The organism is Methylocystis sp. IM3, assembly GCF_038070105.1.
In the GTDB taxonomy this organism is placed as follows: domain Bacteria; phylum Pseudomonadota; class Alphaproteobacteria; order Rhizobiales; family Beijerinckiaceae; genus Methylocystis.
Genome location: NZ_JBBPBZ010000002.1, coordinates 1,653,192 through 1,678,047, shown reverse-complemented (window position 1 = coordinate 1,678,047; position 24,856 = coordinate 1,653,192). Strand labels below are relative to the sequence as shown.

At 64.5% G+C, this 24,856-nt stretch carries 27 protein-coding genes; 11 read left to right on the top strand and 16 right to left on the bottom strand.

The annotated features are described in order from the left end of the window. The first annotated feature begins 59 nt into the window (after positions 1 to 59). Complete coding sequence (locus tag WOC76_RS10045) at positions 60 to 389, top strand: hypothetical protein (RefSeq protein WP_341107156.1); 330 nt, start codon at positions 60 to 62, stop codon at positions 387 to 389. Here the strand turns inward: WOC76_RS10045 and WOC76_RS10040 are convergent. Continuing rightward, positions 366 to 974 carry a hypothetical protein gene (locus WOC76_RS10040; protein WP_341107158.1) on the bottom strand — a complete coding sequence of 203 codons (609 nt, stop codon included), beginning with the start codon at positions 972 to 974 and terminating at the stop codon, positions 366 to 368. The two genes, WOC76_RS10045 and WOC76_RS10040, sit on opposite strands and share 24 nt — an antisense overlap. A 131-nt stretch (positions 975 to 1,105) precedes the next feature. Continuing rightward, positions 1,106 to 2,998 carry an ABCB family ABC transporter ATP-binding protein/permease gene (locus WOC76_RS10035; RefSeq protein ID WP_341107160.1) on the bottom strand — a complete coding sequence of 631 codons (1,893 nt, stop codon included), beginning with the start codon at positions 2,996 to 2,998 and terminating at the stop codon, positions 1,106 to 1,108. A 123-nt stretch (positions 2,999 to 3,121) separates the two neighbouring features. Here WOC76_RS10035 and WOC76_RS10030 point away from each other — a divergent pair, with 123 nt between their 5' ends. Continuing rightward, positions 3,122 to 3,718, top strand: a complete 597-nt coding sequence (locus WOC76_RS10030; RefSeq protein ID WP_341107162.1) for an LOG family protein — start codon at positions 3,122 to 3,124, stop codon at positions 3,716 to 3,718. A gap of 51 nt (positions 3,719 to 3,769) precedes the next feature. Here WOC76_RS10030 and cimA read toward each other — a convergent pair whose 3' ends face one another. From cimA to cysS, 4 genes are all read right to left on the bottom strand, one after another. Then, positions 3,770 to 5,365, bottom strand: coding sequence for a citramalate synthase (gene cimA / locus WOC76_RS10025; protein WP_341107163.1), 1,596 nt, complete (start codon positions 5,363 to 5,365; stop codon positions 3,770 to 3,772). Further along, positions 5,365 to 5,862, bottom strand: a complete 498-nt coding sequence (locus tag WOC76_RS10020; protein ID WP_341107165.1) for a GNAT family N-acetyltransferase — start codon at positions 5,860 to 5,862, stop codon at positions 5,365 to 5,367. The genes cimA and WOC76_RS10020 overlap by 1 nt, the downstream gene beginning before the upstream one ends. Then, positions 5,862 to 5,993: a hypothetical protein gene (locus tag WOC76_RS10015; protein ID WP_341107166.1), complete on the bottom strand. Its 132-nt coding sequence runs from the start codon at positions 5,991 to 5,993 to the stop codon at positions 5,862 to 5,864. Before WOC76_RS10015 ends, WOC76_RS10020 begins: the two co-directional genes overlap by 1 nt. Positions 5,994 to 6,189: 196 nt before the next feature. Then, entirely contained in the window at positions 6,190 to 7,584 is a 1,395-nt protein-coding gene (gene cysS / locus WOC76_RS10010) for a cysteine--tRNA ligase (protein WP_341107168.1), read from the bottom strand. Positions 7,585 to 7,889: 305 nt separating this feature from the next. Between cysS and WOC76_RS10005 the strand changes: the two genes are divergently transcribed. Beyond that, positions 7,890 to 8,219: a hypothetical protein gene (locus WOC76_RS10005; RefSeq protein ID WP_341107171.1), complete on the top strand. Its 330-nt coding sequence runs from the start codon at positions 7,890 to 7,892 to the stop codon at positions 8,217 to 8,219. 5 nt (positions 8,220 to 8,224) lie between these two features. On the opposite strand, the gene WOC76_RS10000 is transcribed toward WOC76_RS10005, so the two are convergent. After that, entirely contained in the window at positions 8,225 to 8,755 is a 531-nt protein-coding gene (locus WOC76_RS10000; RefSeq protein ID WP_341107172.1) for a CreA family protein, read from the bottom strand. Positions 8,756 to 9,087: 332 nt separating this feature from the next. Here WOC76_RS10000 and WOC76_RS09995 point away from each other — a divergent pair, with 332 nt between their 5' ends. Continuing rightward, positions 9,088 to 10,197, top strand: a complete 1,110-nt coding sequence (locus WOC76_RS09995) for a DUF2865 domain-containing protein (protein WP_341107174.1) — start codon at positions 9,088 to 9,090, stop codon at positions 10,195 to 10,197. 16 nt (positions 10,198 to 10,213) lie between these two features. On the opposite strand, the gene cckA is transcribed toward WOC76_RS09995, so the two are convergent. Then, the gene (gene cckA / locus WOC76_RS09990; protein ID WP_341107176.1) at positions 10,214 to 12,733 is read right to left on the bottom strand and encodes a cell cycle histidine kinase CckA; all 2,520 of its coding nucleotides are present in this window, start codon (positions 12,731 to 12,733) and stop codon (positions 10,214 to 10,216) included. A gap of 294 nt (positions 12,734 to 13,027) precedes the next feature. Between cckA and WOC76_RS09985 the strand changes: the two genes are divergently transcribed. Continuing rightward, complete coding sequence (locus tag WOC76_RS09985; RefSeq protein WP_341431399.1) at positions 13,028 to 13,918, top strand: hypothetical protein; 891 nt, start codon at positions 13,028 to 13,030, stop codon at positions 13,916 to 13,918. A gap of 66 nt (positions 13,919 to 13,984) precedes the next feature. Here the strand turns inward: WOC76_RS09985 and dksA are convergent, their stop codons facing one another. Together dksA and WOC76_RS09975 are read right to left on the bottom strand one after the other, a co-directional pair. Next, a complete protein-coding gene (gene dksA, locus WOC76_RS09980; protein ID WP_341107181.1) occupies positions 13,985 to 14,401 on the bottom strand; it encodes an RNA polymerase-binding protein DksA in 417 nt (138 codons plus the stop codon). 141 nt (positions 14,402 to 14,542) lie between these two features. Next, positions 14,543 to 15,760 (bottom strand): NADP-dependent isocitrate dehydrogenase, encoded by a 1,218-nt coding sequence (locus WOC76_RS09975; protein ID WP_341107182.1) that lies wholly within the window; start codon positions 15,758 to 15,760, stop codon positions 14,543 to 14,545. Between the two features lie 459 nt (positions 15,761 to 16,219). On the opposite strand from WOC76_RS09975, the gene WOC76_RS09970 reads away from it, so the two are divergent. Then, complete coding sequence (locus WOC76_RS09970; RefSeq protein ID WP_341107183.1) at positions 16,220 to 16,405, top strand: hypothetical protein; 186 nt, start codon at positions 16,220 to 16,222, stop codon at positions 16,403 to 16,405. 54 nt (positions 16,406 to 16,459) lie between these two features. Here the strand turns inward: WOC76_RS09970 and WOC76_RS09965 are convergent, their stop codons facing one another. After that, a complete protein-coding gene (locus tag WOC76_RS09965) occupies positions 16,460 to 16,603 on the bottom strand; it encodes a hypothetical protein (protein WP_341107184.1) in 144 nt (47 codons plus the stop codon). Positions 16,604 to 16,632: 29 nt separating this feature from the next. On the opposite strand from WOC76_RS09965, the gene WOC76_RS09960 reads away from it, so the two are divergent. Next, complete coding sequence (locus WOC76_RS09960; protein WP_341107186.1) at positions 16,633 to 17,274, top strand: outer membrane protein; 642 nt, start codon at positions 16,633 to 16,635, stop codon at positions 17,272 to 17,274. Between the two features lie 82 nt (positions 17,275 to 17,356). Here the strand turns inward: WOC76_RS09960 and WOC76_RS09955 are convergent, their stop codons facing one another. Continuing rightward, positions 17,357 to 17,905 carry a hypothetical protein gene (locus WOC76_RS09955; protein WP_341431398.1) on the bottom strand — a complete coding sequence of 183 codons (549 nt, stop codon included), beginning with the start codon at positions 17,903 to 17,905 and terminating at the stop codon, positions 17,357 to 17,359. A gap of 165 nt (positions 17,906 to 18,070) precedes the next feature. After that, complete coding sequence (locus tag WOC76_RS09950; RefSeq protein WP_341107189.1) at positions 18,071 to 19,405, bottom strand: peptide MFS transporter; 1,335 nt, start codon at positions 19,403 to 19,405, stop codon at positions 18,071 to 18,073. Positions 19,406 to 19,514: 109 nt separating this feature from the next. Between WOC76_RS09950 and WOC76_RS09945 the strand changes: the two genes are divergently transcribed. Genes WOC76_RS09945 through WOC76_RS09935 form a run of 3 tightly spaced genes read left to right on the top strand, consistent with a single transcriptional unit; the run spans position 19,515 to position 21,953 of the window. Further along, on the top strand, positions 19,515 to 19,937 hold the full coding sequence (locus WOC76_RS09945; RefSeq protein ID WP_341107190.1) for an SxtJ family membrane protein: 423 nt from the start codon (positions 19,515 to 19,517) through the stop codon (positions 19,935 to 19,937). A gap of 17 nt (positions 19,938 to 19,954) precedes the next feature. Next, positions 19,955 to 20,107 carry a DUF5989 family protein gene (locus tag WOC76_RS09940; RefSeq protein WP_341107192.1) on the top strand — a complete coding sequence of 51 codons (153 nt, stop codon included), beginning with the start codon at positions 19,955 to 19,957 and terminating at the stop codon, positions 20,105 to 20,107. A gap of 10 nt (positions 20,108 to 20,117) precedes the next feature. After that, on the top strand, positions 20,118 to 21,953 hold the full coding sequence (locus WOC76_RS09935; RefSeq protein WP_341107194.1) for a carbamoyltransferase family protein: 1,836 nt from the start codon (positions 20,118 to 20,120) through the stop codon (positions 21,951 to 21,953). A 116-nt stretch (positions 21,954 to 22,069) separates the two neighbouring features. On the opposite strand, the gene WOC76_RS09930 is transcribed toward WOC76_RS09935, so the two are convergent. Together WOC76_RS09930 and WOC76_RS09925 are read right to left on the bottom strand one after the other, a co-directional pair. Then, the gene (locus WOC76_RS09930) at positions 22,070 to 22,537 is read right to left on the bottom strand and encodes a flavodoxin family protein (RefSeq protein WP_341107196.1); all 468 of its coding nucleotides are present in this window, start codon (positions 22,535 to 22,537) and stop codon (positions 22,070 to 22,072) included. A gap of 12 nt (positions 22,538 to 22,549) precedes the next feature. Beyond that, positions 22,550 to 22,729: a hypothetical protein gene (locus WOC76_RS09925; RefSeq protein WP_341107197.1), complete on the bottom strand. Its 180-nt coding sequence runs from the start codon at positions 22,727 to 22,729 to the stop codon at positions 22,550 to 22,552. A 175-nt stretch (positions 22,730 to 22,904) separates the two neighbouring features. Between WOC76_RS09925 and argC the strand changes: the two genes are divergently transcribed. Continuing rightward, the gene (gene argC, locus WOC76_RS09920; protein ID WP_341107199.1) at positions 22,905 to 23,825 is read left to right on the top strand and encodes an N-acetyl-gamma-glutamyl-phosphate reductase; all 921 of its coding nucleotides are present in this window, start codon (positions 22,905 to 22,907) and stop codon (positions 23,823 to 23,825) included. A gap of 6 nt (positions 23,826 to 23,831) precedes the next feature. On the opposite strand, the gene WOC76_RS09915 is transcribed toward argC, so the two are convergent. After that, complete coding sequence (locus WOC76_RS09915) at positions 23,832 to 24,851, bottom strand: transglycosylase SLT domain-containing protein (RefSeq protein WP_341107200.1); 1,020 nt, start codon at positions 24,849 to 24,851, stop codon at positions 23,832 to 23,834. Between the last annotated feature and the right edge of the window lie 5 nt (positions 24,852 to 24,856).

Here is a 24,856-nt window from a genome sequence, read left to right as displayed (position 1 = left end):
CAGCGGAAACATAAGCGAGCTGCGGAGCGGACGGCTCCGCCTTTGCATTTGACGGCAAGATGACGCAAACTCGGCGTCTTGCCTGCGGAGAATTCGAGCAGATGGACAACCGGCCGGGTCTGACCACGCTTCTTTCGGATACGCTCGTGTTGACGATGGCGGTGAACGCCGTCATCGCGGTTCGGCTGGCCAAGATCGCCGTGGGCGCCGTCGACCCGAAGCACGAAGGAACCCTGATGGTCGCCGAGAAGATCGACGCGGCGACCGAGGCGACCTTTGCAGCGGCCCGCAGTTTCGTCGCCGGAGAGCCGCATCATGCGGCCGGCCGCGCCGTCGCCGTTTACAAGCGGCGCGTCGAGCGCAATCTAAGGCGACTGACGAGCCGCTGACGACGCCGGCTTTCCCTGTGTCGCAGTCTTCGCCGTCTTCGCCGACTGGCTGCGCCGCCACATCACCAGACCGCCGAACCCCATTGCCGCGGCCAGCGCGCCTGTGGCCATCGCCTGCTCATAGCTCTCGCCGACAGCGAAATAATACTGGCCGACATATTCCTTCGCGCCATCGTCGCTCGTCGCGCGCACGAGCGCGATATATTCGCCCTCCTTGCCGAAGTCGTAAGTGAAGCTCGTCGTGCCGCGATCCTGAAGATATTTCTTTGGCGGCAGGGCCGTGACGGTCGTGGCCTCAAGATCGTCGCGCCAATCCTTCTGATCGATGTTCCTGAGCACCCGAACCTCGATATTCATGTCTCGAAGCTCGTTGCTCCTGGCGTCGAGAATGATCATGGTCTTGCCAAGCTCGGGCACGCGCTGGCAGAAGATTTCGTCGGTCTTGTTTTCCTGAAATGCGCTGAACATCATTTGCGTCGGCCCGACGCTCATGACGCAGAAGCGCGGATGCTCGGCCCTGATCTGGGCCTGAGCGGCCGTGGCGGCGCAGACCGCCAGCGAGGCAAACAATGTTTTTCCGAGCATCAGACGCTCCCGAGGCTGAAAGCATCCAGATCGCCGCGACGGGGATGCGAGCCTCGAGGGTGCGCCCGGAGTTGATCTTTGGCAAAGAATGATCCTTGCCAAAGGACGGACGAATTCCGCCAGCGGGGGCCCTACTCCGCCTCGGCCTCCTCGCGCTCGGCCTCGAGCAGCTTGGCGCGCGCCTCGGCCGCCTCACGCTGGCGGTTCCACATGCCGGCGTAGTGCCCTCCGAGCGCGAGCAACTCGGCGTGGCGGCCGCGCTCGATGATGCGTCCATGGTCGAGGAACAGGATTTCGTCGGCGTCAACCACGGTCGAGAGCCGATGAGCGATGACGAGCGTCGTGCGGCCCCGCGCCACGCGCCGTAGCGCCTCCTGAATTTCATGCTCGGTGAAACTGTCGAGCGCCGAGGTCGCCTCGTCGAGGATGAGGATCGGCGGGCCTTTGAGAATGGTGCGGGCGATGGCCACGCGCTGCTTCTCGCCGCCCGAAAGCTTCAGCCCGCGCTCGCCCACCTGCGCCTCATAGCCGCCCGGCACGCTCTGGATGAACTTGTCGATCTGGGCGAGACGCGCCGCCTCGCGCACCTCCTCGTCGGCCGCGTCCCAACGCCCGTAGCGGATATTGTAGCCAATCGAGTCGTTGAACAGCACCGTATCCTGCGGCACCATGCCGATGGCGGCGCGCAGGCTCGTCTGCGTCACCTCCAGAATGTTCTGTCCGTCGATTGTGATGCGCCCGCCCTGCGGCTCGTAGAAGCGGAACATCAGCCGCGAGATCGTCGATTTGCCGGCGCCCGAAGGCCCGACGATGGCGATCGTCTGGCCGGGCGCCGCCTCGAAGCTCACGCCTCGCAAAATCGGCCGGTCGGGCTCGTAGTGGAATTGCACATCGTCGAATATGACGCGCCCTTGCGTGACGACGAGCGGCTTTGCGCCCGGCCTGTCGGCGATCTCCGGGCTGCGCGACAGGATCGAGAACATGGTCTCGATGTCGATGATCGCCTGACGAACCTCGCGGTAAAAAGTGCCCATGAAATTCAGGGGCTGGGCGAGCTGGATCATCATGGCGTTGATGAGCACGAAATCGCCCACCGTATTGCGTCCCGCGCGAATGCCATAGACGCACATGACCATCATGGTCGTGACGCCGATGATGTAAATCACCGTCTGGCCGGCGTTGAGGATGGCGAGCGAGATATAGGAATGCGTGCTGGCCTTCTCGTAAAAGGCCATGGATTTGTCGTAACGCTCCGCCTCGCGCCGCTCGGCGCCGAAATATTTCACGGTCTCATAATTGAGCAGGCTGTCGATCGCCTTCTGGTTGGCGTCCGTGTCGCTCTCGTTCATCTGGCGGCGGATCGCGATACGCCAGTTGGTGGCGAGGGTCGTATAGGCGAAATAGGCGCCGAGCGTGAGGATGAGAACGACGCCGTAGCGCCAGTCGAACTGATAGACGAAGACGCCCAGCACCAGCACCATCTCGATCAGCGTCGGGGCGCCCGTCGACATGACGAGGCGGGACAGGGTCTCGATGGCGTTGCGGCCACGCTCCAGAACACGGGTCAGCCCGCCCGTCTTGCGGCTGATGTGAAAGCGCAGCGACAATTCGTGCATATGGACGAAGAGGTCCGTCGCCAGCCGCCTCACGGCGTGCATGGCGACCGCCGCGAAAATGCCGTCGCGCGCCTGCATGAGGATCACCGCGACAATGCGGATCGCGCCCATGAGGAGAGTAAAGCCGACCGCCCCCGCGCCCAAAACCGGCAAGGCCGCTGCTCCGCTTTCCGCCAGCGCATCGGTCGCCCATTTGAATGCATAGGGCGTCATGGCGTTGAAGAGCTTGCTGACAATCAGCAGCGCGAAGACGACAGCGACGCGCAGCTCCAGATCACGCCGGCCGCGCGGCCAGATATAGGGCCACAGCCGGCGAATTGTTCCAAGGAGCGAGGCTTCGGAAAGGGAAGCGTCCTGCGGATCGGGCGCATGGTGCGCGCCTGACGCGCGTTGGCCAATTCTGAGCATTCGGAGTCCAGTGATGAATGGAAGCCTCGGCGAAGGAGGCAAGAGCGTCATATAAGCCCTTTAACTCTTTCGCGCACCCCGCTTGACCGGCGGGCCGATGGCGCCAGTTGACGGAAGAAATCTATGCAGAAGATCAAGAACGTTTGCGTCTACTGTGGCTCCGCCGAGGGAGACGACCTGCGCTACGCCGCCGCGGCGGAATCTTTTGGGCGCATACTGGCGAAGGCCGACGTGGGACTCGTCTTTGGCGGCGGCTCCTGCGGGCTGATGGGGATCACGGCCCGCGCCGCTCTCAACGCCGGCGGGCGCGTCACCGGCATCATCCCCAATTTTCTGGAAGAGCGCGAACTGGCCATGCAGGGCATGACCGATCTGATCGTTGTCGATCACATGCATACGCGAAAGCGGCTGATGTTCGAGAAATCGGACGCCTTCGTCGCGCTGCCCGGGGGCGTCGGCACGCTCGAGGAGCTCACTGAACAGCTCACCTGGATTCAGCTCGGGCGCCACACCAAGCCGCTCGTGATCGCCGATATCGGCGGCTTTTGGCGCCCACTGCTCACGCTCTTCGCCCATATGCACAATTCGGGCTTCATCCGGGAAGGATATGAGGTGCGCTATCTCGTCGCCGAGCGGGTCGAGGACATTCTGCCGATGATCCAGACGACCGCGCGCCGCATGCCGCAAGTCGAGGAGACGGCAATCACCGAGCGGATGTGAGGGGGATGCCCCCACCCGTCACGCTTCGCGGACCGGGTGGGGGCGACGCGCTTACGTGGCCCCGGACATCAGCAGCTTGTAATCGATCGCATCGACGAGGGCCTCGAAGGAAGCGTCGATGACATTGGCGGAAACGCCCACCGTCGACCAGCGATTGCCCTCGCCATCGGCGCATTCGACGAGCACGCGCGTCACGGCGTCCGTGCCGCCCTGGAAGACGCGCACGCGGTAATCGACGAGGCGCACGTCCTCGATGAATTTCTGATAGGCGCCCAAATCCTTGCGCAGCGCGAGGTCCAGCGCGTTCACAGGGCCGTTGCCCTCGGCCGCCGAAATCCGGCTCTCGCCGTGAACTCTCACCTTCACGATGGCCTCCGCGCCGAGATCCTCGAAGCCGCCGTTTTTTGCGAAGCGGCGGTCGACCGCGACGCTGTAGCGTTCAATGTCGAAGAAATGCGGTGCTTCCCCCAGCACGCGCTTGGCGAGCAGGAAGAAGGAGGCGTCCGCGCCCTCATAGGCGTAGCCCTGCGCTTCTTTTTCCTTCACCTCGTCGAGCAGCCGGCCGAGTCTCGGATCGTCCTTTTCGAGCTGGACGCCGAGCCGAGTGAGTTCGGAAATGATGTTCGACCGCCCCGCCTGATCCGAAACCAGCACGCGGCGCATGTTGCCGACGCTCTCCGGCGGCACATGCTCATAGGTGCGCGGATCGGTGAGCACGGCGGAGGCATGGATCCCCGCCTTGGTGGCGAAGGCGCTCGCGCCGACATAGGGCGCATGGCGGTTCGGCGCCCGATTGAGCAATTCGTCGAGCGCATGGCTGATGCGCGTCAGATGGGTAAGCTTCTCGCGGCTGACGCCGATCTCGAAACGCGCGGCGAATTCCTCCTTGAGCAGCAAGGTGGGGATGATCGTCGTGAGATTGGCGTTGCCGCAGCGTTCGCCGAGACCGTTCAGCGTGCCCTGTATCTGCCGCGCGCCCGCGCGCAGGGCGGCGAGCGAATTGGCGACCGCCTGCCCCGTGTCGTCATGGCAATGCACGCCGACATGAACGCCAGGAATGACCTTCACGACCTCCGCGACAATGCGCTCGACCTCATGCGGCAGCGTCCCGCCATTGGTGTCGCAGAGCACAACCCAGCGCGCGCCAGCCTCATAAGCCGCCCGCGCGCAGGCGAGCGCATAATCCGGATTGGCCTTGAATCCGTCGAAGAAATGCTCGCAATCGACCGCGGCCTCCTTCCGTTTCGCCACAGCGGCTTTTACGGATTGCGTAATGCCCTGAAGGTTGTCTTCTTCCGTGGAGCGTAAGGCGACCTTGACCTGATAATCCCAGCTCTTTGCGACAAAAGTCACGGCGTCCGCCGCGCTGTCGAGAAGCGCCGCGACGCCCGGATCGTTCTCCACGGAACGGCCCTGCCGGCGCGTCATGCCGAAGGCGCAGAAGCGGGCGCGCAGTTTCGGCCGGGCCGCGAAGAATTCCGTATCGAGCGGATTGGCGCCGGGATAACCGCCTTCGACATAATCGACGCCGAGATCGTCGAGCATGGCGGCGATCAGCCGCTTGTCCTCGAGCGAGAAATCGACGCCCGTCGTCTGCGCGCCGTCGCGCAGCGTCGTGTCGTAAAGCGTGACGCGTTGCCTGGTCATCAATGCGGTCTCCCGGCGGCGGGCGCCGCCAGTTCCTTGGTCATCGTCGTATTGCCGAGCCATTCGCCGGCGATGGTTACAGTATTGCGGCTTTGCGCGACATAGCCGCGCGCGGCGAAGAAATCGCGCGCCGAGTCCGCGGCCTCGACCGTCAGCTTTTCCGTTCCACGCGCCGTTGCGAGCTTTTCGATGGCGTCCGCGAGCGCGCCGCCCACACCCTGCCCCGCAAGGTCGGGCCTCACATAGAGCATGTCGAACGTCTTGTTGTCCTTCAGCGAGGCAAAGCCCGCGATTTCGCCGCCGACAAGCGCGACAATGGTGAGGGCGCCCGCAAGCCGCGCCGCGAAAGCCGCTTCGTCATCGGCCGCCGAGGCCCAGGCCTCGCGCTGATCCGCGTCGTAATCCTCGGCCGTCAGCTCGTCCACGCCCGCGCGGAACAAAGCGGCGAGCGTGGGCGCGTCGGCCGGGAGAAAGGGACGAAGTCCGGGCGCCGCCATCAGACGACCTCGAAGGCGCGCAGCAGATGCCACGCGGCGAACGCCGCCAGCGCCAGCACGAAAAGCTTCAAGAGGAGATAGACCGCCCAATGGCGCTTGAACGGCAGCGTTCTCTTCCAGTCGTCGGACATGGTTTCTCCCTGTCTTACCCCACCCGTCGCGCTTCGCGGGCTGCGCTCCCCGTAAAGGGGAGGGATGAGCCTGCATCGGCGCCGCCAATCATCCCGAAGACCAACTTTTCAGGAACAGAGGCAATCTGAGGGCGCGACTCCCTCGCCCTCGCGGGGAGGGTGGCCCGCGAAGCGGGTCGGGTGGGGGCCAGCGCCGTCACCGCTTCATCTCCCACGTCGTCGTGCCGTCCTTGCTGTCCTTGAGCGCGACGCCGAGGCCTGCGAGTTCGTCACGGATACGGTCGGACTCTGCCCAGTTCTTCGCGGCGCGCGCGGCATGGCGCGCGGCGATGAGGCTCTCGACTTTCTCTTTCAGGCCGGGATCTACCGTGACCTCGTTCCATGAAGGATCGAGTATCCCTCCGAGGCCGAGCAAATCGATGCAGAACCGCAGCGAGTCGAGCGCGGCGCCGGCGACGAAGCTCTCCGGCTCCGCGTCCGCGACGCTGGCCAAAGCGTGCATTTCCGCTTCGGCTTTCGAGAAGTTCAGATCGTCCACGAGCGCCTCGATGAACGGAGGATGCTCGTTGCGCGACGCGGCGCGCGCGGCGACGCGCCATTTCTCCAGCGTCTTCTCCGATTCCTCCAGCGCCTTCGCGGTCCAGTCGATCGGCTGCCGGTAATGCGTGCGCAGCATGGCGAGGCGCAGCACTTCGCCCGGCCATTTGCGGCCGCCGAATTTTTCCGTGTGCAGCAATTCGTGGATCGTCACGAAATTTCCCAGGCTCTTGGACATCTTCTCGCCCTCGACCTGAAGAAAGCCGTTGTGCATCCAGTAATTCGCCATCACGTCGCGGCCAAAGGCGCAGCAGCTCTGCGCAATCTCGTTCTCGTGATGCGGAAAGACGAGATCGATGCCGCCGCCGTGAATGTCGAAGGTCTCGCCCAGATGCGCCCAGGACATCGCCGAGCATTCGATATGCCAGCCCGGACGCCCCCTGCCCCATGGGCTCTCCCAGCCGGGCTCGCTCTCCTTCGAGGGCTTCCACAGCACGAAATCCATGTCGCCGCGCTTGTAGGGCGCGACATCGACGCGGGCGCCGGCGAGCATCTCGTCGAGGGAGCGGCGCGAGAGGCGGCCATAGCCGGGCATGGACGGCACGTCGAACAGGACATGCCCATCCGCCGCATAGGCGTGGCCCGCCGCGATCAGCTTCTCGATGATCGCGATCATCTGCGGGATATGTTCGGTGGCGCGGGGTTGCTCCGTCGGCTCCAGACAGCCGAGCGCGCGCACGTCTTCCTGAAAGACCCTGTTGGTCTCTTCCGTCAGTTCGCGGATCGTGATTCCGCGCTCGGCGGCGCGGGCGTTGATTTTGTCGTCGACGTCCGTGATGTTGCGGACATAGGCCACATGCGCGGCGCCGTAGACATGCCGCAGCAGCCGGTAGAGCACGTCGAAGACGATGAGCGGCCGGGCGTTGCCGATATGAGCGAAATCATAGACCGTCGGGCCGCAGACATACATGCGCACATTGGACGCGTCGATCGGCTGGAAAGCCTCCTTCGTTCGCGTGAGCGTATTGTAGATCTTGAGCGCAGTCGTCGACATGCAATCCCCTCGGGCCAGCCTGGCCGGCCCGTTTCATGTCGTTTGGGGCGTGTTCTCAGCGACGACGTGACGGCTCCGGCCAGCGATGGTCGCTAGCTGATGATGATCCGGCCGCAAATTCGGCGGGCGAGCGTCAGGTTGAGCCACATGGCGGGACCATGCGCCCGGCGCGCCGCCCCGTCAAGCGCGTTGTGACGGCGCCGCATTCCGGCGGAATCATGGCCGTTTAACGCATATTTTACCCTGTCCCGCTATCTCTTTTCGACTGCCGCCTCTCCCTCCGGCGGCGCAGAGCGAGCGCCTCAATGTTCATTCTGTCGTCGAAGATCGAAAGCTTCCCCTGGTCCCGTATCGCCGCGCCGCTCGTCGCCGGCGCGCTCGCATCGCTGGTTCTGAACGCCAAGGCCGAAGCCGCGCCCAAAACTTTCGTCGTCGCGGACGATGGTTACGGCGTCATGGAATGCCTCAGGGACAAGGCCGATTGCGGCCGGATCGTCGCCGACGCCTGGTGCGAATCGCACGGCCACGGTCCCGCCCAGGCCTATGGCCGCGCCGACGACATGACGGCCGCCATACCGGCCGCGTCGCGCCAGCCGCAAGCGGCCGACGCAATGGTCATCTCCTGCGCCGACTGAACGGGTTACTTCAACCAGTCCTTGCAATGCCCCGGCTCCGAGCCGCCCCAGGGCTGGATCGGAACCGCGGCTGTCGAATTCTCCGGCGAGCCTTCGATCAGCCTGTCGGAGTAAATCATGTAAATCAGCATGTTGCGCTTCGTGTCGCAGCCGCGCACGATATGCATCTGCTTCCACATGAGCGACCGCCGCTCGCTGAGCACGAGATCGCCCTGGCTGAATTTCTCGTTTTCCTTGCGAAGCTTGATCGGGCCGTATTGATTGCAGGCGAGTGAAACTTCCGAGGTCTGCTCCGCCACGCCGAACATGCCGGCGACGCCGCCCTTTTCATGGGCCGTGTAGGCGCAGGCGACGTTTTCGATCAGCGGGTCGTCGACCACATAGGTTGCGAGCTTGTCATTGGGCGTCAGCAGCTTGAAGTCCGTGGATTTGCGGAAGATCAGGTCCGGTCCTTCCTGCGCCGCGGCCGCCCCGACGCCCAGCGCCGCTCCCAAGGCAATGGTGAGAAGAGAAAGAATTTTTGAAGAAGACTTCATCGTGCCGATCTCCATTGGCGTCCGCGCCCGGATATGGGCGTAGACTGGCGCCAAGGGAAGGGTCGAGCGGAAAAAAGCGCGGCCGTAAGACCGGCGCCCGGCGCCCTCTCGCCTTGTTGAGGACAAGAAACGCTGGAGAATCCCATCCGGTTGATCCGCGGCGCGATCAGCGCCAAGAATGGTCAGCGTCGGCGGCGCGGCAAGGCGCGCAGGCGCCCGCCGCCGGGACTCGCATCGTCGAGTGAAGCGGATCGCGGTTCGCGTGAGACAACAGGAAGCTGGCAGCCCGTCCGATCGCCTCGGACTTAAAAAGGGGCCAGCCGGAGCATTTGATGAGGCCGAACCCGGGGCCAGGCGCCCTCCGCAAGATTCTCGCCGCCGCGTCTGGCGCCGCCTTATTAGGTGCGCTGACGGCCGCGCCGGCCCGCGCCGAGAGCCCGCACTGTCTCGACCTGCGCGGGCAGATCGCCAAGGCGGGCGCCGAAGGCATGGCGGCGCGCTATCGCGCCATGGCCGCCAAGCAACGCACAGAATTCAGCCGCCTCGCGGCCAAGGGTCAGGCCATGGGCTGCGACCGCCAGACCTTTCTGTTTTTCGGCGATCCGCCGCCGCCCCAGTGCAACGCCATCAACGGGCGTCTGAGCGCCCTGCGCGGCAGCATTGCGGCCTATGAGCAGGCGGCCGCCGACGACAGCCAGCGTCAGGCGCTGATGGCCCGCTACGAGGTCGAGTGCCGCAATCCCCGCATCGCCGCCCGCGAGCCCGATCCGGGCAGCTTTTTCGAGGAATTGTTCGGCGTTCGCCCGCCCGATCAGGCGACCGGCCTGCGCGAGGCGCCCATCAATCCGGAGGACGGGCCGCCGCCGGACGACGAGACTTTCAACCAGGACACGCGGCGGATGGGCGGGCCGATGGCGATCTGCGTCCGCAGCTGCGACGGCGGCTTCTTCCCCATCACCTACAGCGCGAGACAGTCTCAGCTCGACGACCTCGACGCGCTCTGCAAGGCCATGTGTCCCGGCGCCGAGGCGAAGCTCTACACTCAGTCGCAGTGGAAGGGCCTCGAGTCGGCGGTCTCGGTCGATGGCGAGTCCTACGCCGACCATCCCAATGCGCGGAAGTTCGAGACGAGCTACGACGCCTCCTGCGGCTGCAAACCGCCCGGAAAGAGCTGGACGGAGGCGCTGGCCGAGGCCGAGGGCATTCTCGCCGAACGCAACAAAAAGGACCAGATGGTGACGGCCGAACAGGCGGAGCAAATGTCCCGGCCGATCCTCCCCGGCGATCCGCGCGCCAGACAGCCTCTCGGCCCGGCGCAGGCGGCGATTGCCGAGCCCCTCCCCGAACTGCGCAGCGGGGCCGGCGCGCCGGAGGTGTTCAAGGAGGTCGTCGGCCCGGACGGCGTCAAGCGCCGCGTGCGAGTCGTGGCGCCGATGCTGTAGCGCCGGCGGCGAAATCTCAGCTTTGCGCCGGCAGATGCGCCTTCACCGTCTCGACGAGTTGCTTGATCGAGAAGGGCTTGGGCAGGAAACCGAACTCTCCCTCGGGCAGATTCTTGGCGAAGGCTTCCTCCGCGTAGCCGGACACGAAAATGACTTTGGCCGTCACACCGCGCTTGCGCAGCTCGGCGTACATCGCCGGTCCGTCCATCTCCGGCATGACCACGTCTGAAACAATGAGGTCGATCTTGCCGCCGACCTCCTCCACGACCTCCAGCGCCTCGAGGCCGGTAGTCGCTTCGAGGACGGTGAAGCCGCGGGTCTTGAGAGAACGCGCGCCGATCGAGCGCACGGCGTCCTCGTCCTCGACCAGAAGAATGACGCCCTGCCCGGTGTAATCGCCCTGGGGCTTGGCCTCCGTCTCCTTCTTCGGCGTCTCCTTTTCCTCGGGGATGTAGCGCGGCAGGAAAATGCGGAAGGTCGTTCCCTTGCCGAGTTCGCTCGTTGCGAAGATGAAGCCGCCCGACTGCTTGACGATGCCGAAGACGGTCGAAAGACCGAGACCGGTGCCCTTGCCCACTTCCTTGGTCGTAAAAAAGGGCTCGAAGATCTTTTCGATCACCTCGGGGGGGATGCCCGCGCCATTGTCCTCGACTTCGACCAGCACATAGTCGGCGGGGAGCAGATAGGGTTCATCGAAGCTCGCGCATTCCGCCTTTGTCACATTGCGGGTGCGGATCTGCATGAGGCCGCCCGACTCCGGCATGGCGTCGCGGGCGTTGGCCAGCAGGTTGATGATGACCTGCTCGAACTGCGTGAGATCGGCCTTCACGTACCAGAGGTCGCGGCCGTGCCGCAATTCGAGCTCGTTCTTCTCGCCGACGACGCGCAACAGCAGCAATTGCAGTTCCGACAGCGCGTCGCCGAGCTGGAGCACCTGCGGCCGCAGCGTCTGACGCCGGGAGAAAGCGAGCAACTGGCGCGTCAGTCCGGCCGCGCGCTCGGCCGTCGCCTTGATCTGGCGGATGTCCTTGAAGCTCGGGTCGGTCGGCCGATGGCTCGAGAGCAGGAAATCGGAATAGCCGATGATCGCCGTCAACATATTGTTGAAATCATGCGCGATGCCGCCCGCGAGCTGGCCGACCGCGTTCATCTTCTGCGACTGGGCGAATTCTTCCTGAAGCTTGCGCTGCTCGCTGGTGTCGAGCGCATAGATCGTCGCGCCCTTCTGGCCGCTGTCCTCGGCGGGAGAGACGAAGAAGCGCGCCGAACGCGGGCCGGCGCCCTCCTCGAAGGAGACATTCACGGGCTTCGCGTCGCCCTTGCCGTCGATTGCGTCCTCTATCGCCTTCCGCAGCGCCTCGGCGTCGCGCTCGCCGAGCCCCGCGAGCAGCGACCAACCCTCCCGCGCCGCGCCCACCTTCAGCGCCCGCGGCAAAAGCTTGGCGAAGGCGGCGTTGGAATCGAGCACGCGGCCCTCGACGTCGAGCGTCGCGATGGCCATGGGCGTTGAATTGAAGAAACGCGCGAAACGCACTTCAGCGGCGCGCAACCCCTCTTCGGATTTCTCGCCCGCAGCGCGATTGAGCACCAAAGTCCGCGACGCGCCGGCGGCGCCGTCCTGGCCGAAGGCGACCTGATGCAGCAGCCGCACCGGCAGCGGACGGCCATCGCGGCAGCGCAGATCCAGGTCGATCTGATCGGTGCGCACCTCGCCCGGCGCGCCCGACACCGCCGCCAGCAGCGCCGCCCCATTATTGGCCACGATGGAGGCGAGCGTGGCGCCTCCCGAGCCGACCTGAGTGAGATCGTAGCCGAGCCAGTTGGCAAGCGTCTTGTTCATGTAAGGCACAGCGCCGTCGGGCGCGGCCGAGAAGAAGCCTGCCGGCGCGTGATCGAGAAAGTCGATCGCGTGCTGCAACTCCTGAAAGACGCCCTCCTGCCGCTGGCGCTCGCCCGTCACATCCGCCACGCGCCACAGCGACGCCCGCGGCCCCGACTGCGGCAGCGGGCGCACCTGAATGCGGTACCAGCCGACCGGCGCCCCGTCCGTGAGCGGCGGCGAAAGGCGCAACTCCTCGACATGCGGGGTGCCGGCCCGGGCCGCCTGGGCGAGGCGGTAGATCGCCTCGGAGACCTCAGGCGGCCCGGAGAACAATCGCTCGACAACCTGGAGGCTCGAGGCGTCGCGGGCGCCGCAAAGGTCCATATAGGCGTCGTTGGCGTAAGCGATCTGCCTGTCGCCCATGGTGACGAGCAGGCCCTCCGTCGTGGACTCGGCGATGAGCCGGGTGATGTCGTTGCGCGCGACGCGGGGCGAGAAATGGATCAGCCCGACCGCATAGGCGAAGAGGAAGAAGACCCCCGCCACCGCGAAGAGGGCGAGCGAGAGCATGACGAGGCGCGGAGCCATTGTCGCGGGCGCAAGGAAATAGGCGCCGAGAACGGCGAGAATCGCGAGAGCGAGAGCGAGCACCAGCCAGGCGCTGCCCGGCCGCTCGTTTCGGTCAAATGCAGACGACGCCGTCCTGTCGGTCATACTGAACGCCCCGGATCCCCGCGCCCGGAGCTTGGCGATCCGGACGATTCGATTCTGCATGCCAGAATATGGTTAATGAAGGCGATCGTCGAAAAAGCCCGCGCCGCGCTCGATTTGCGAAACCGCGCGGCGCGTGGAATCGGTCGAAAGAATGGCCGCCGGCCGGCAAGATGGCAACGACTCATGGGGTATTTCGCGTCAAATTAACCAATGATTAACCTTTTGGCGCAGGGTTGCCAGAAATACTGTTAGATTGGCAACGTAAACGCGCGTTCGAAGAGAGACCCGCACTTCATGCAAGACAGATTCTCACAGCTGCTCCCAATACTTGGGGCAATCGTGGCGTTCCTCATCGCCGCGCTCCTCGTCCTCTACATCATCCGTCTGCTCTTCGGGCGCAGAATCCGTTCGGCGAGCGCCAAAAAGGGCCCGCGGCGGCTGGACGTGATCGACGTTTTCGATCTCGATCGCGAACGTCAGCTCGTCATCGTGCGACGCGACGACACAGAGCATCTGCTGCTGATCGGCGGGCCGAACGACCTTCTCGTCGAAGGCTCGATTTCGCCCTCGGAGGCGATGGCCGCGCGCACGGTCCGGGAGGCGCGGCCCGCGCAGGCTCCTGCTCCGGCCTGGCCGCCAGGCCCCTCGGTCGAACCAGCGGCGCCCGGCCCCGCGCCGAAGCCCGCCGCCGTCCCCGGTCCTGGTCCTGGTCCGGCGCCCAAACCCGCCGCCGCCGGCCCGCTCAACCTGCCGCCGGATCTCTTTGCGCCCGCGCCGAGCAAGCAGCCGGCCCCGCCGGAGCCCGCGCCCGTCCCGCACCCGCGGCGAGCGCCCGCCGCCGCCAGCCCCGCCCCGCCAGCGCCGCCGTTTCAGCGTCCCGCTGCGCCGCCGCCTCGTCCGGCCGCGCCCCGCCCCGCGACGCCGCCATTCCTCGCCCGGACGCAGCGGATGATCCAGCCCAAGGGGGACACGGCGCCGCCGTCGTCCGCGCCTGCGCCCAGCTCGCCCACAGCAGCCCCGCCCGCGGCCGCGAGACCCCCGGCGCCGCCCGCCGCGCCGCCACCGTCTCCGCCGGGCCCTCCGGCTCCGGCGGCCGCTCCCCTGCCCGCGCCGGCAGATGTCGATCCGCTGGAGTCGCTGGAAGCGGAAATGGCCCGCCTGCTCGGCCGGCCCGAGAAGGAATAAAAAAGAAAGGGCGTCGCGGTGCTGGCGACGCCCTTTTCTTTCTGATTGCTGTAATCGCCGACCCGATCAGTCGTCGCGATAAACTTTCTCCCGCCGCTCATGGCGCTCTTGCGCCTCGATCGAGAGCGTCGCGATTGGCCGCGCGTCGAGCCGCTTCAACGAAATGGGCTCCCCCGTCTCTTCGCAATAGCCATAGGTGCCGTCCTCGAGCCGGCCGAGCGCGGCTTCGATCTTGGCGATAAGCTTTCTCTGGCGGTCGCGGGCGCGCAATTCGATCGCCCGGTCTGTTTCCGAGGAGGCCCGGTCCGCGAGGTCAGGATGATTTTCGTTTTCGTTCTGGAGCGCCGCGAGCGTCTCGCGGCTTTCGTGCAAAATATCTTCTTTCCAAGCAAGCAGCTTGCGCCGGAAATATTCCCGCTGCCGGTCGCACATGAAAGGTTCGTCTTCCGACGGTTTGTAGGTCTCGTCCAGATCCACCGTCATTGCCGCTATTCTCCCATGGGGCTATAGGCGGCGCCTATATAGACGGGCCGCGTGTCAGATACAATCGAAGTATGTGGCGAAGCTGGCTTGAAACCGACCGATTTCCGGTTCCGCCGTCGTGCGGCGCCCATCGGCTCCCGATCACGCTCGGACCATCGCCTTGCGAAGGTTTTCATCGACCTTGTCCAGGAAGCCGGTTGTCGACAGCCATTTTTGATGATGGCCGACGAGCAGCGCCAAATCCTTGGTCATGCAGCCCGATTCGACGGTCTTTACGCAAACCTCCTCCAGCGTCTTCGAGAAGCGCGCCAGTTCGGCGTTGTCGTCGAGCTTGGCGCGATGGGCGAGTCCTCGCGTCCAGGCGAAAATCGACGCGATGGAATTGGTGGAGGTCTCGTGGCCTTTCTGGTGCTCGCGATAATGGCGCGTCACCGTGCCATGGGCCGCTTCCGCCTCCACGGTCTTGCCGTCGGGCGTCATCAGCACGCTCGTCATGAGGCCCAGCGAACCAAAGCCCTGAGCGACAATGTCGGACTGCACGTCGCCGTCGTAGTTCTTGCAGGCCCAGATATATCCGCCAGACCATTTGAGCGCCGACGCCACCATGTCGTCGATGAGGCGATGCTCGTACCAAAGGCCGAGCGCCTCGAACTGCGATTTGAACTCCCTGTCGTACGCCTCCTGGAAGATGTCCTTGAAGCGGCCGTCATAGGCCTTGAGAATCGTGTTCTTCGTCGAGAGATAGACGGGAAATTTGCGCTGGAGGCCGTAATTGAAAGTGGCGCGCGCGAATTCGAGGATGGACTCGTCAAGATTGTACATCGCCATGGCGACGCCGGCGCCGGGGAATTTGAAGACTTCCTTCTCGATGACCTGCCCGTCCTCGCCCTCGAATTTGATGGTGAGACGGCCCTTGCCCGGAACCTTGAAATCGGTGGCGCGATACTGATCGCCATAGGCGTGGCGGCCAACGACGATGGGCTGCGTCCAATGCGGCACGAGGCGCGGGACGTTGTTGCAGATGATGGGCTCTCGGAAGATGACGCCGCCGAGGATGTTGCGGATCGTGCCGTTGGGCGACTTCCACATTTCCTTCAGGTTGAATTCCTTCACCCGCGCTTCGTCGGGCGTGATGGTGGCGCATTTGACGCCCACCCCGTGCTTCTTGATGGCATTGGCCGCGTCGATCGTCACCTGATCATTGGTCGCGTCGCGGTTTTGAATCGAAAGATCATAATAGAGAAGATCGATGTCGAGGTAGGGCCGGATCAGCTTGTCCTTGATGAAGGCCCAGATGATGCGGGTCATTTCATCGCCATCGAGTTCGACGACGGGATTGGCCACTTTGATCTTCTGCATGACTGATCGATCCCCGGACTACGCGCGCGCCTTATAGCCCCGCCCCGGCGCCAGGGAAAGCGCCGTCCGGCCGCTGCAGATCCGCAGGATGCAGCCTGACGCATCAAGGGCGCCATGGCAGTTCGAGAGCCCCCAAAGCTAGAGCGTGACAATTAGTGGCAATTTCGGCACAGACAGGCGGAAAGTGACAATAGTACGCAAAACCACATTGCCCTCACGCTCCGGCGAGATTTTATTCATTTTCCGAACCTGTTTCGACGATGCTCAATATTTGGTTACAAAGGCAGAAACCGATGAGGAAGATTGTCTCACTTACCGCCTCCGCGGCAATTCTCGCCAATGCTGCGTTTCCCGCAGCGGCGCAACCGCTTCTTCCTTTTCTGCCGACGGCGACATGGACGGGCTTCTACGCTGGCCTGAACGCTGGCTATTCCATCGGAACAAATGATTCGATTCGTAATGCAGCCTATGGCTCGCCGGGAGCGTTCGCCGTGCCCGGCGGCGGATGCGGCGGAGGGGGCGGCGGCGGAGGCGGCGGCGGCGGAGGCGGAGGTGGCGGCTCTGGCGGCGGCGGGGGCGGTTCTGGCGGCGGCGGCGGCAGCCATGGCGGCGGCAGCGGCCTCCTTTCACAAATCGCCACGATAACCCAGACGATCGGCAATACGTCGAGCGGCGGAACGGCCGGCAACCAGGGGTCGATCATTCAAATTCAGGCCCCGGTGGGCTCGGGAGGCCACAAGCCCCCGCCGCCGCCTCCGCCACCGCCTCCCCCGCCGCCGCCTCCGCCGCCGCCGCCTCCGCCTCCTCCGCCACCGCCGCCTCCGCCGCCACCTCCTCCGCCATGTCCGGGCATACTCCCCAATGCCGCGGCCATGTCGCAGCTGGCTACTCTGGCGAATACACAGTCGGGCGTCGTGGGCGGCGGCCAGTTCGGCTACAACTTCCAGGTCGGGCCGAATTGGGTGATCGGCTTCGAAACCGACATCCAGGGTTCGGGCTCTCGTGGAGCGTCATCGGGCGGCGGCGGCGGCGCAGTCGGAGGAGGCGCCGCGCAGCAAGTCGCGATTGGCGGCATGTCCGTCAGCGCCGGGCTGGATTACATCGGCACGGCCCGCGCCCGTGTGGGCTATCTGCTGAGCCCGGCCATGCTGGTCTATTTGACCGGCGGCCTGACCTATGGCGGCGCCTACGCGAACGTGACGACGAACGCCAATGTCGGATGGAGGATCGGCTCTCTGGGCTTCAGCCAGACCTATTTCGGCGGCGGCCAGCAGAGCCAGACTCTCGCCGGCTGGAACGTCGGCGGCGGCGTGGAATGGATGGTCGCGCCGGGCTGGTCGCTGAAAGCTGAATCGATCTACTGGAACCTCGGCAATCTGAACACGCCGACGGCCAGCTTCGGTTCGGCAGGCGGCGTCGCCGGCGCGGTGTTCGGCGCCACGCAGGTGAATTACCAGGGCGTGATGGCGCGCGTCGGCGTCAATTATCACACGAGCTGGCTGCCGGGACTCTGACGGCGGCGAACAGCGAAAGCCCGGCCATTTGGCCGGGCTTTTTTTATTGCCCGCGCTTATTGCCCGCGCGAGTTGCGACGGATCATCTCCTCGACCAAAAAAACTCGAGTTTTTCGATGATCTGCGCCGCCGGGCTTTCCGTGAAGGCTGCGGTCAAGAACGGCGTATAGGTCTGATCGAAGGCCCTGTTGGCGTCGTCCCGCAGGGCTTTGAAACCGCCTATGTCCGGCTTCGCGCCGATCGCAAAAAGCATCCACTGATAGCAGAGGTCCCCGGTCTCGGTGATGTGATACGAGCCGGTGGCGCTCCGGATGTTGAAATAATTGGCGATGAGTACGGCGTCCCTCTTCCGCGCATTCGGGATTTGAATTGGCGAATTGACGTGAATACCCAGTTTGCGGCGACTCTCATTCACGGTCAGAGTATAAACAAACGGCTCCCCATGCCGGATATAGATCGTCGTCACGAAATCGGAGCCGCTCTCCGGATCGTGCTGAATACGATCCTGCCACCCCCATGAAAAAATCGTATCCTGCAAAACATCTCTCATGGGCGTTGGCTCTCTTCCACGCGCATGCCCATCCGCAGGCGATTTGAGGCACGACGTGGACGCCATAATTTCCAACTCCATCCGAACGCGACTGCAAAATGAAAACCGCGCCCGAAAGGCGTTTCCCTTTATGCTTTTTTGGCGCGATTAAGAATGTTCTCTACAAATATTAACAGTCTGTAACAGGGCCGGTAAGCACGAGGGGGATCCTCTAAAAATGGCTCCGGGCAATGCGCCGACCCGGCGTCAACGCAGCGCGTCTCGTAACGGCGCGCGGAGAACTTCGATGAGCAACGCCGCGGCGACGCCGAGTCCGGAGACGAATATGAAGAACGGCGCGCCGCCCAGGCTCGCCCATAAACTTCCGATCCAGCCCGCGAGAAGATTTCCGAGAAACATTGAAGTAAACCAGACGCCCATCAGCGCCGAGCGCGAGCCGGCGGGCGCAAGGTGAGAGACGAGCGACAGGGTGATCGGAGAGAAATGCAGTTCGGCTAACGTAATGACGACAAAATAAGCCAGGAGCCACAGCCAGCTCGCCTTGCCGCCAGCGCTCAAGGACGCCGCGACAGCCATGATCGCATAGCTGAGTGAGACGCCGAGACAGCCCATGGAGAGCTTCCACATCGCCGAGGGCTCGCGACCGCGCCGGGCGAGACGTCCCCACAGGGCGACGAGCGGCGGGGTGAAGAGAAAGATCATCAGCGGGTTGAACGCCTGAAACCAGGTCACCGGAATTTCCGCCCGCCAGCCAAAGAGCTCGACGCCGCGGTCGGTGCGCTCTGCGGCCCAGACCGCGATCGTGTTCCCCTGCTGTTCAAAAGCCGCCCAGAACAGGGCGGAAGGCAGAAAAAGGAGCAGAATGCCCAGGACGGCGCGGCGGAACTGACGCCGCGACGCGGGCGTCGCCTCTGTGCGTGGCGCAGAAGCCTCTGGCAATCTTGGAAGACCGTAGAGATAGGTCGCGAGTCCGATCGCCATGCCGACGCCGGCGCTGGCGAAGCCATAATGCCAGCCGACCGCCTCGCCGAGCGTGCCGCAGACGAGCGGCGCGAAGAAAGCGCCGACATTGATTCCGACGTAGAAGATCGAATAGCCGCGGTCACGGCGCGGGTCGTCGCTGGCGTAGAGCTCGCCGACCTGAGTGGAGATATTGGGTTTGAACGCCCCGCAGCCGAACGCGATGAGCGACAGAGCGATAAGAAAAAACGGTTCATAGGCCATCATGAAATGGCCGGCGACCATCATGGCCGCGCCGAGCGCGACGGTCCGCGCCCGGCCCAGCAGGCGGTCGGCGACGAACCCCCCGAGAATCGGCGTCAGATAGACCAGGCCCGTATAGAGACCGTAGATCTGCGAGGCGAAGGGCTGCGGCCCGAGCGGACCGGACAGGGATTCGAGCGCGTTTTTCAGCGCCGCGAGCCCCAGCGCCCGCTCCATGCGCCCCGGCTCGAGGAGATAATCGACCATGTACAGGACGAGAAGCGCGCGCATCCCATAATAGGAGAATCGCTCCCACATCTCCGATCCGAAGAGTATCGCGAGCCCCGGCGGATGTCCGGCAAATACATTCAACTTCATTGTCTTACGTTCATATTCTCAGCAGGGAGCCCAATCCGCCCTCCGCGTCGGTTGCGCTCGCCGGGCGAGGTCGATAAGAGGGTTGTTCCCTTGTCGCAGAGACAAAGCAATGGCCGGTCACGAGACTCTCAAATCCAATCGCAAAGTCGAATTGGGGTCGAACAGGAATTTCGGCCTCGTCTTTTCCGGCGTCTTCGCGTTTCTGGCCTTCTGGCCGATGATCCGTCACGGCGAAGCCGTCCGCTGGTGGGCGCTCGGTCTTTCCGCCGCATTTCTCGGCGTTGCGCTCGTCGCGGATCATCTTCTCGCGCCGCTCAACAAGCTCTGGTTCCGTTTCGGCCTCCTGCTCCATTCGGTCGTCGCGCCGCTGGTCATGGGGTTCCTGTTCTACGGCGCAGTGACGCCGGTCGCTTTCGTCCTCCGCGCGATGGGCAAGGATATTCTGCGCCTCTCCCGCGGCGACGAGAAAAGCTACTGGATCGAGCGCGCCCCGCCCGGCCCCGCGAAAAATTCGATGGGCCAGCAATTCTGATGCTCCTGGAGGCAGACATGTCGTCGTTCTTGAAGGAATTCCTGGCCTATCTCCGCACGCGCAAGAAGTTCTGGCTGGTGCCGCTCTTCGTGCTGTTCCTGCTCTTTGGCGCGCTGTTCTTCCTCGGCCAGGGCTCCGTCGTCGCGCCCTTCATCTACACGCTGTTCTAAAGAGCCCCTCATGCTGATCCTCGGCGTCTCGGCCTTCTATCATGATAGCGCCGCCGCGCTTCTGCGCGACGGCGAGATCGTCGCTGCGGCGCAGGAGGAGCGTTTCACGCGCATCAAGCACGACTCCGCCTTCCCGGAGAACGCCGTTCGCTACTGCCTCGAGGCGGCGGGCGCGAGCGGCGCGGATGTGGACCATGTCGTGTTCTACGAGAAGCCATTCGTGAAATTCGAACGGCTTCTTGAAACCTATCTCGCCTTCGCGCCGAAGGGCTTCGAATCCTTCCGCAAGGCCATGCCGCTGTGGATCGGCGAGAAGATCTTCCAGAAGGACATTCTTCTGGAGGCGTTCGGCCGCGTCGATCCGGCGCTTGCAGAGGGCGAGAAGCTGCTCTTCTCGGAGCATCACTTCTCACACGCCGCTTCAGCCTTCTACCCGTCGCCCTTCGAGCGCGCGCTCGTGCTCACCATGGACGGCGTCGGCGAATGGACGACGACCTCGGTCGCGCTCGGCAATGGCTCGAATCTGCAGATCGTCAAGGAAATCCATTTCCCCCATTCGCTTGGCCTGCTCTATTCGGCGCTGACCTATTACACCGGCTTCAAGGTCAATTCGGGCGAATATAAAGTCATGGGCCTCGCCCCTTATGGCGAACCCAAATATGCAAAAATGATGCTCGACGAACTGATCGACGTGAAGGCGGACGGATCCTTCCGCCTCAATCTCGATTACTTCGACTATTGCACGGCGCTGAAGATGACGAACGACAAGTTCGATCAACTCTTCGGCGCGCCCGCGCGCAAGCCCGAGGACCGGCTCGAACAACGCCACATGGATCTCGCCGCCTCCGTGCAGGCCGTGACGGAAGACGTGGTGCTGCGCCTGACGCGCGCGCTTGCCGCCGAAACGGGCGAAAAGAACCTCTGCCTCGCCGGCGGCGTCGCGCTCAATTGCGTGGCCAATGGCAAGGTGCTTCGCGACAAGAGCTTCGAGAATATCTTCATTCAGCCGGCGGCTGGCGATGCAGGGGGCGCGCTCGGCGCCGCGCTCGCCGCCTATTATCACCAGAAGGAACAGCCGCGCCGCGTCACGCCCGGCAAGGACGCAATGAAGGGCTCCTATCTCGGCCCGACCTATGCGCAGTCCGACATAGAGAGCCGCCTGCGCTCGGTGGGCGCGCGCTTTACGGTGGTCGATGACGCGGGGGTGATCGAGGAAACCGCGCAGGCGCTCGTCGCCGGGCAGGCCGTGGGCTGGCATCAGGGGCGCATGGAATTCGGACCGCGCGCGCTGGGCGGACGCTCGATCCTGGGCGACCCGCGCTCGCCGACGATGCAGAAGGCGCTCAATCTCAAGGTCAAGTTCCGCGAGAGCTTCCGCCCCTTCGCGCCGTCCGTGCTGCGCGAGCGCGTCTCGGACTGGTTCGAGATCGACTGCGATTCGCCCTACATGCTGCTCGTCGCCAATGTGAAGCCCGAGCACTGCCGACCCATGTCGGCGGAGGAGCAGGCGCTCTTCGGCATCGACAAGCTCAACGTGCCGCGCTCCGACATTCCGGCCGTGACGCATGTGGATTATTCGGCGCGCATCCAGACGGTGCACGCCGACACGAATCCGCGCTACCACCAACTGCTGACGCGTTTCGAAGAGCTGACCGGCTGCCCGGTGCTGATCAATACGAGCTTCAACGTGCGCGGCGAGCCGATCGTCTCGACGCCGGAAGACGCGTTCCGCTGCTTCATGGGCTCGGACATCGAGTTCCTCGCGGTCGGCAACTGCATCCTGCGCAAGGCCGATCAGGACGCGTCGCTCGCGCTCGATTACAAGAACGCCTTCGAGCTGGACTAACCGCGACGGCCTTGTGGCATGGCGTTCGGATCGGCCGGCGGGACAAGCCCCGGTCGTGATGCGCACAGGACGACCCGGCGCGCGCTTGTCTCCGCGACTTGCGCCGCCGCCACGACCTAAAACACCCCGGCCTCCAGCCCCGCCGCCATCGCCATGCCGACGTCGCGGCACTGGTCGATGAACTCGGGCCGCCACGCGCCCCGGCAGATCAGCGGCTCCTGGACGGTGCGCCAGCGCAGGCCCGTGACGATGGTTTCGACGCCGCGCCGCGTGCCGGTTCCGTCGCTGCCGGCGCGGATGCAGAGCGCATAGGGAAGGCCCTGCGTGCGTTCGAGGCAGGGGTAATAGCAGCGATCAAAGAAATCTTTCATCGCGCCGCTCATATAGCCAAGATTTTCGGGCGTCAGCAGGATGACGCCGTCCGCCGCCAGAACGTCGTCCGCCCCCGTCTCGAAGGGGCTCAGCGCGCGCACCTCCACCCCTTCTATCTCAGGCGCGCGGGCGCCGGCGAGCAGCGCGTCGCGCATGGCTTGCGTATTGGGCGACGGCGCGTGCGCGATGACGAGAAGGCGCTTCCCGCTCACGCTGATCCCGCGTCATCTTGGATGAAACTCCGGAACGCTGACCGCGCCCACCCAGACCGCCGCGCCGACGACGACGAGCAGCAGCAGGATGAAACTATAGGCCAGCACGGAATAAACTGACGCCTTCCAGAGAGAATCGGCAAGGAAAGCTCCATAATTCTTGAAGTTGTCCCTCTCAGGCTGTCCAGTCATGACGTCGCCTCGGCTATTTGCAAGAAGGGACGCGCGCCCCTTTCTTCCATTAAGCTACCGCGCCCCGTCAGAGAGGCCAGTCCGGTTCAGGCTCCCGAGGCCCCTCGTGTTGACAAGGGAGGATGCAGCCATCATCCAAGCCACGGGCAAAGGAGCCGCTTCGGGACACTCTCAAATGGCCAACAAAATCTTCATCGACGGCGACGCCGGGACCACGGGCCTCGAGATCCGCGAGCGCCTCGCCGGCCGGCGCGACATCGAGATCGTCACCATCCCGGCCGAGAAGCGCAAGGATATCGAGGCCAAGCGCGAAGTGCTGGCCTCAGTGGACGTCGCCATCCTCTGCCTGCCGGACGACGCGGCGAAAGAGACGGTCGCGCTTTGCGACGCGCTCGGGGACAAAGCCCCGCGCCTGCTCGACGCCTCGACCGCGCATCGCGTCGCGCCAGCTTGGGTCTATGGCTTCCCGGAACTCTGCGCCGGTCAGGCCGAGGCGATCGCCAAGGCCGCGCGCGTCGCCAATGTCGGCTGCTATGCGACGGGCGCCATCGCCCTTTTGCGCCCCCTCGTCGACGCCGGCCTGATCGCGCCCGATCAGCCGCTCACCATCAACGCCGTCTCCGGCTATTCGGGTGGCGGCCGGCAGATGATCGAGGCTTACGAAAAAGGCGCGGCGCCCGCCTTTGAGCTCTATGCGCTGGGGCTGGAGCACAAGCACCTGCCCGAGATCATGGCCTATGCGAGGCTTGCGGCGCGGCCGCTCTTCGCGCCCTCGGTCGGCAATTTTCGGCAGGGAATGCTGGTCTCGATCCCGCTCCATCTCGACTCCCTGCCCGGCAAGCCCAAGGCGGCCGATCTGGAGGCCGCCTGTCGCCGCCATTACGCGGGGGCGAAGCATGTTCGCGTCATGGAGGCGCCGGCGAGCGGGCGCATCGACGCGCTCGCCCTCAATGGCTCGGACGATATGGAAATCTTCGTCTTTTCGAATGAAGCCCGCCGCCACGCCGTGCTCGTCGCCCGCCTCGACAATCTCGGCAAGGGCGCGTCCGGCGCGGCGGTGCAGAATCTGGACCTGATGATCGGGGCTGGAGCCTGAGCCCCGTCAGTCCGTATAGGCGGTGACGCCGGCCGGCAGCTTGGCGGCAACGTCGTTGTAGCGGCTGGTGCGCTTGTCCATCATCGCCTCGAAGGCTTCATGGACCTCGCTCACCGTGCGGTCCTTGAGTCGCCGCCCATGCTGCTCGTAGAAGATCGGCTTGTTGGCGCGGGCGGGCTTCGGCAGGAGCGCCGCGGCCGACATCTCGGGCGAGTCGACCATCGCCCTCATGAACTTTTCGGTGTCGTCTGGCCCGAGGAAGTGGATCAGGTAGGTTTCGCCCGCCGTCAGCGGGCGGCCAACCTTCTCCGCGATCTTGGCGCTGTCCTTTTTCAGCATCTCGGCGGCCAGCGCCGCGGAAAGATAAGGATCGTTGCGCAGGTTGAGAATCTTCGCGCGTTGCTGGCGGGGCGCCGCCTCTTCCGAGATCGCCTTCGCCTCTTCCGCGCGGCCGTAGCGATGGCCAAAGTCCCTGAGCGCCTTCAGCCAGGTCTTCTCGACGAACTGAAACAGGCCGCTCGCGGAGGACGTACGCGCCTTGGCGGTGGTGTGGAAGTTAGATTCCTTGTCGGCGATCGCCATGAGCAGCGCCGGGTCCATCTCCGTCTTGTTCGCCGCCTGGACGACGCGCTCGACGATCGACTGGTGCACGGTTACCGGCCCGAAACGCATTACGCCGAGCGCGTCGGCGCCCTCGTCCTTGCCGAACAGCCGATGCGCCCAGGTGAGCGCCGCCTGTTCGAGCGAGAAATCGCTGTCGAGCGCCGACTCGTCCTCAGCGCGAGCCGCCTCCAACAAGGGCGCGCCGACAGGGCGCAGCTTGGGCACGCGGCTCAGCTTTTCATAATAGGGAGTGTCGCTGCGCTGGATGGTGAGGCTCAGGGCCGCAAGCGTCGACAGAACGGCGCCCACGCAAACGGTCCGGAGAAGGAGATAGAAAGAGCGACTGGCGCGCATCAGCGCCCAGCGGTCGCCCAGACTCATTCTGCGCGCGGACTCATTGGCAGGCTGCATTCGATCCGTCATGCGGC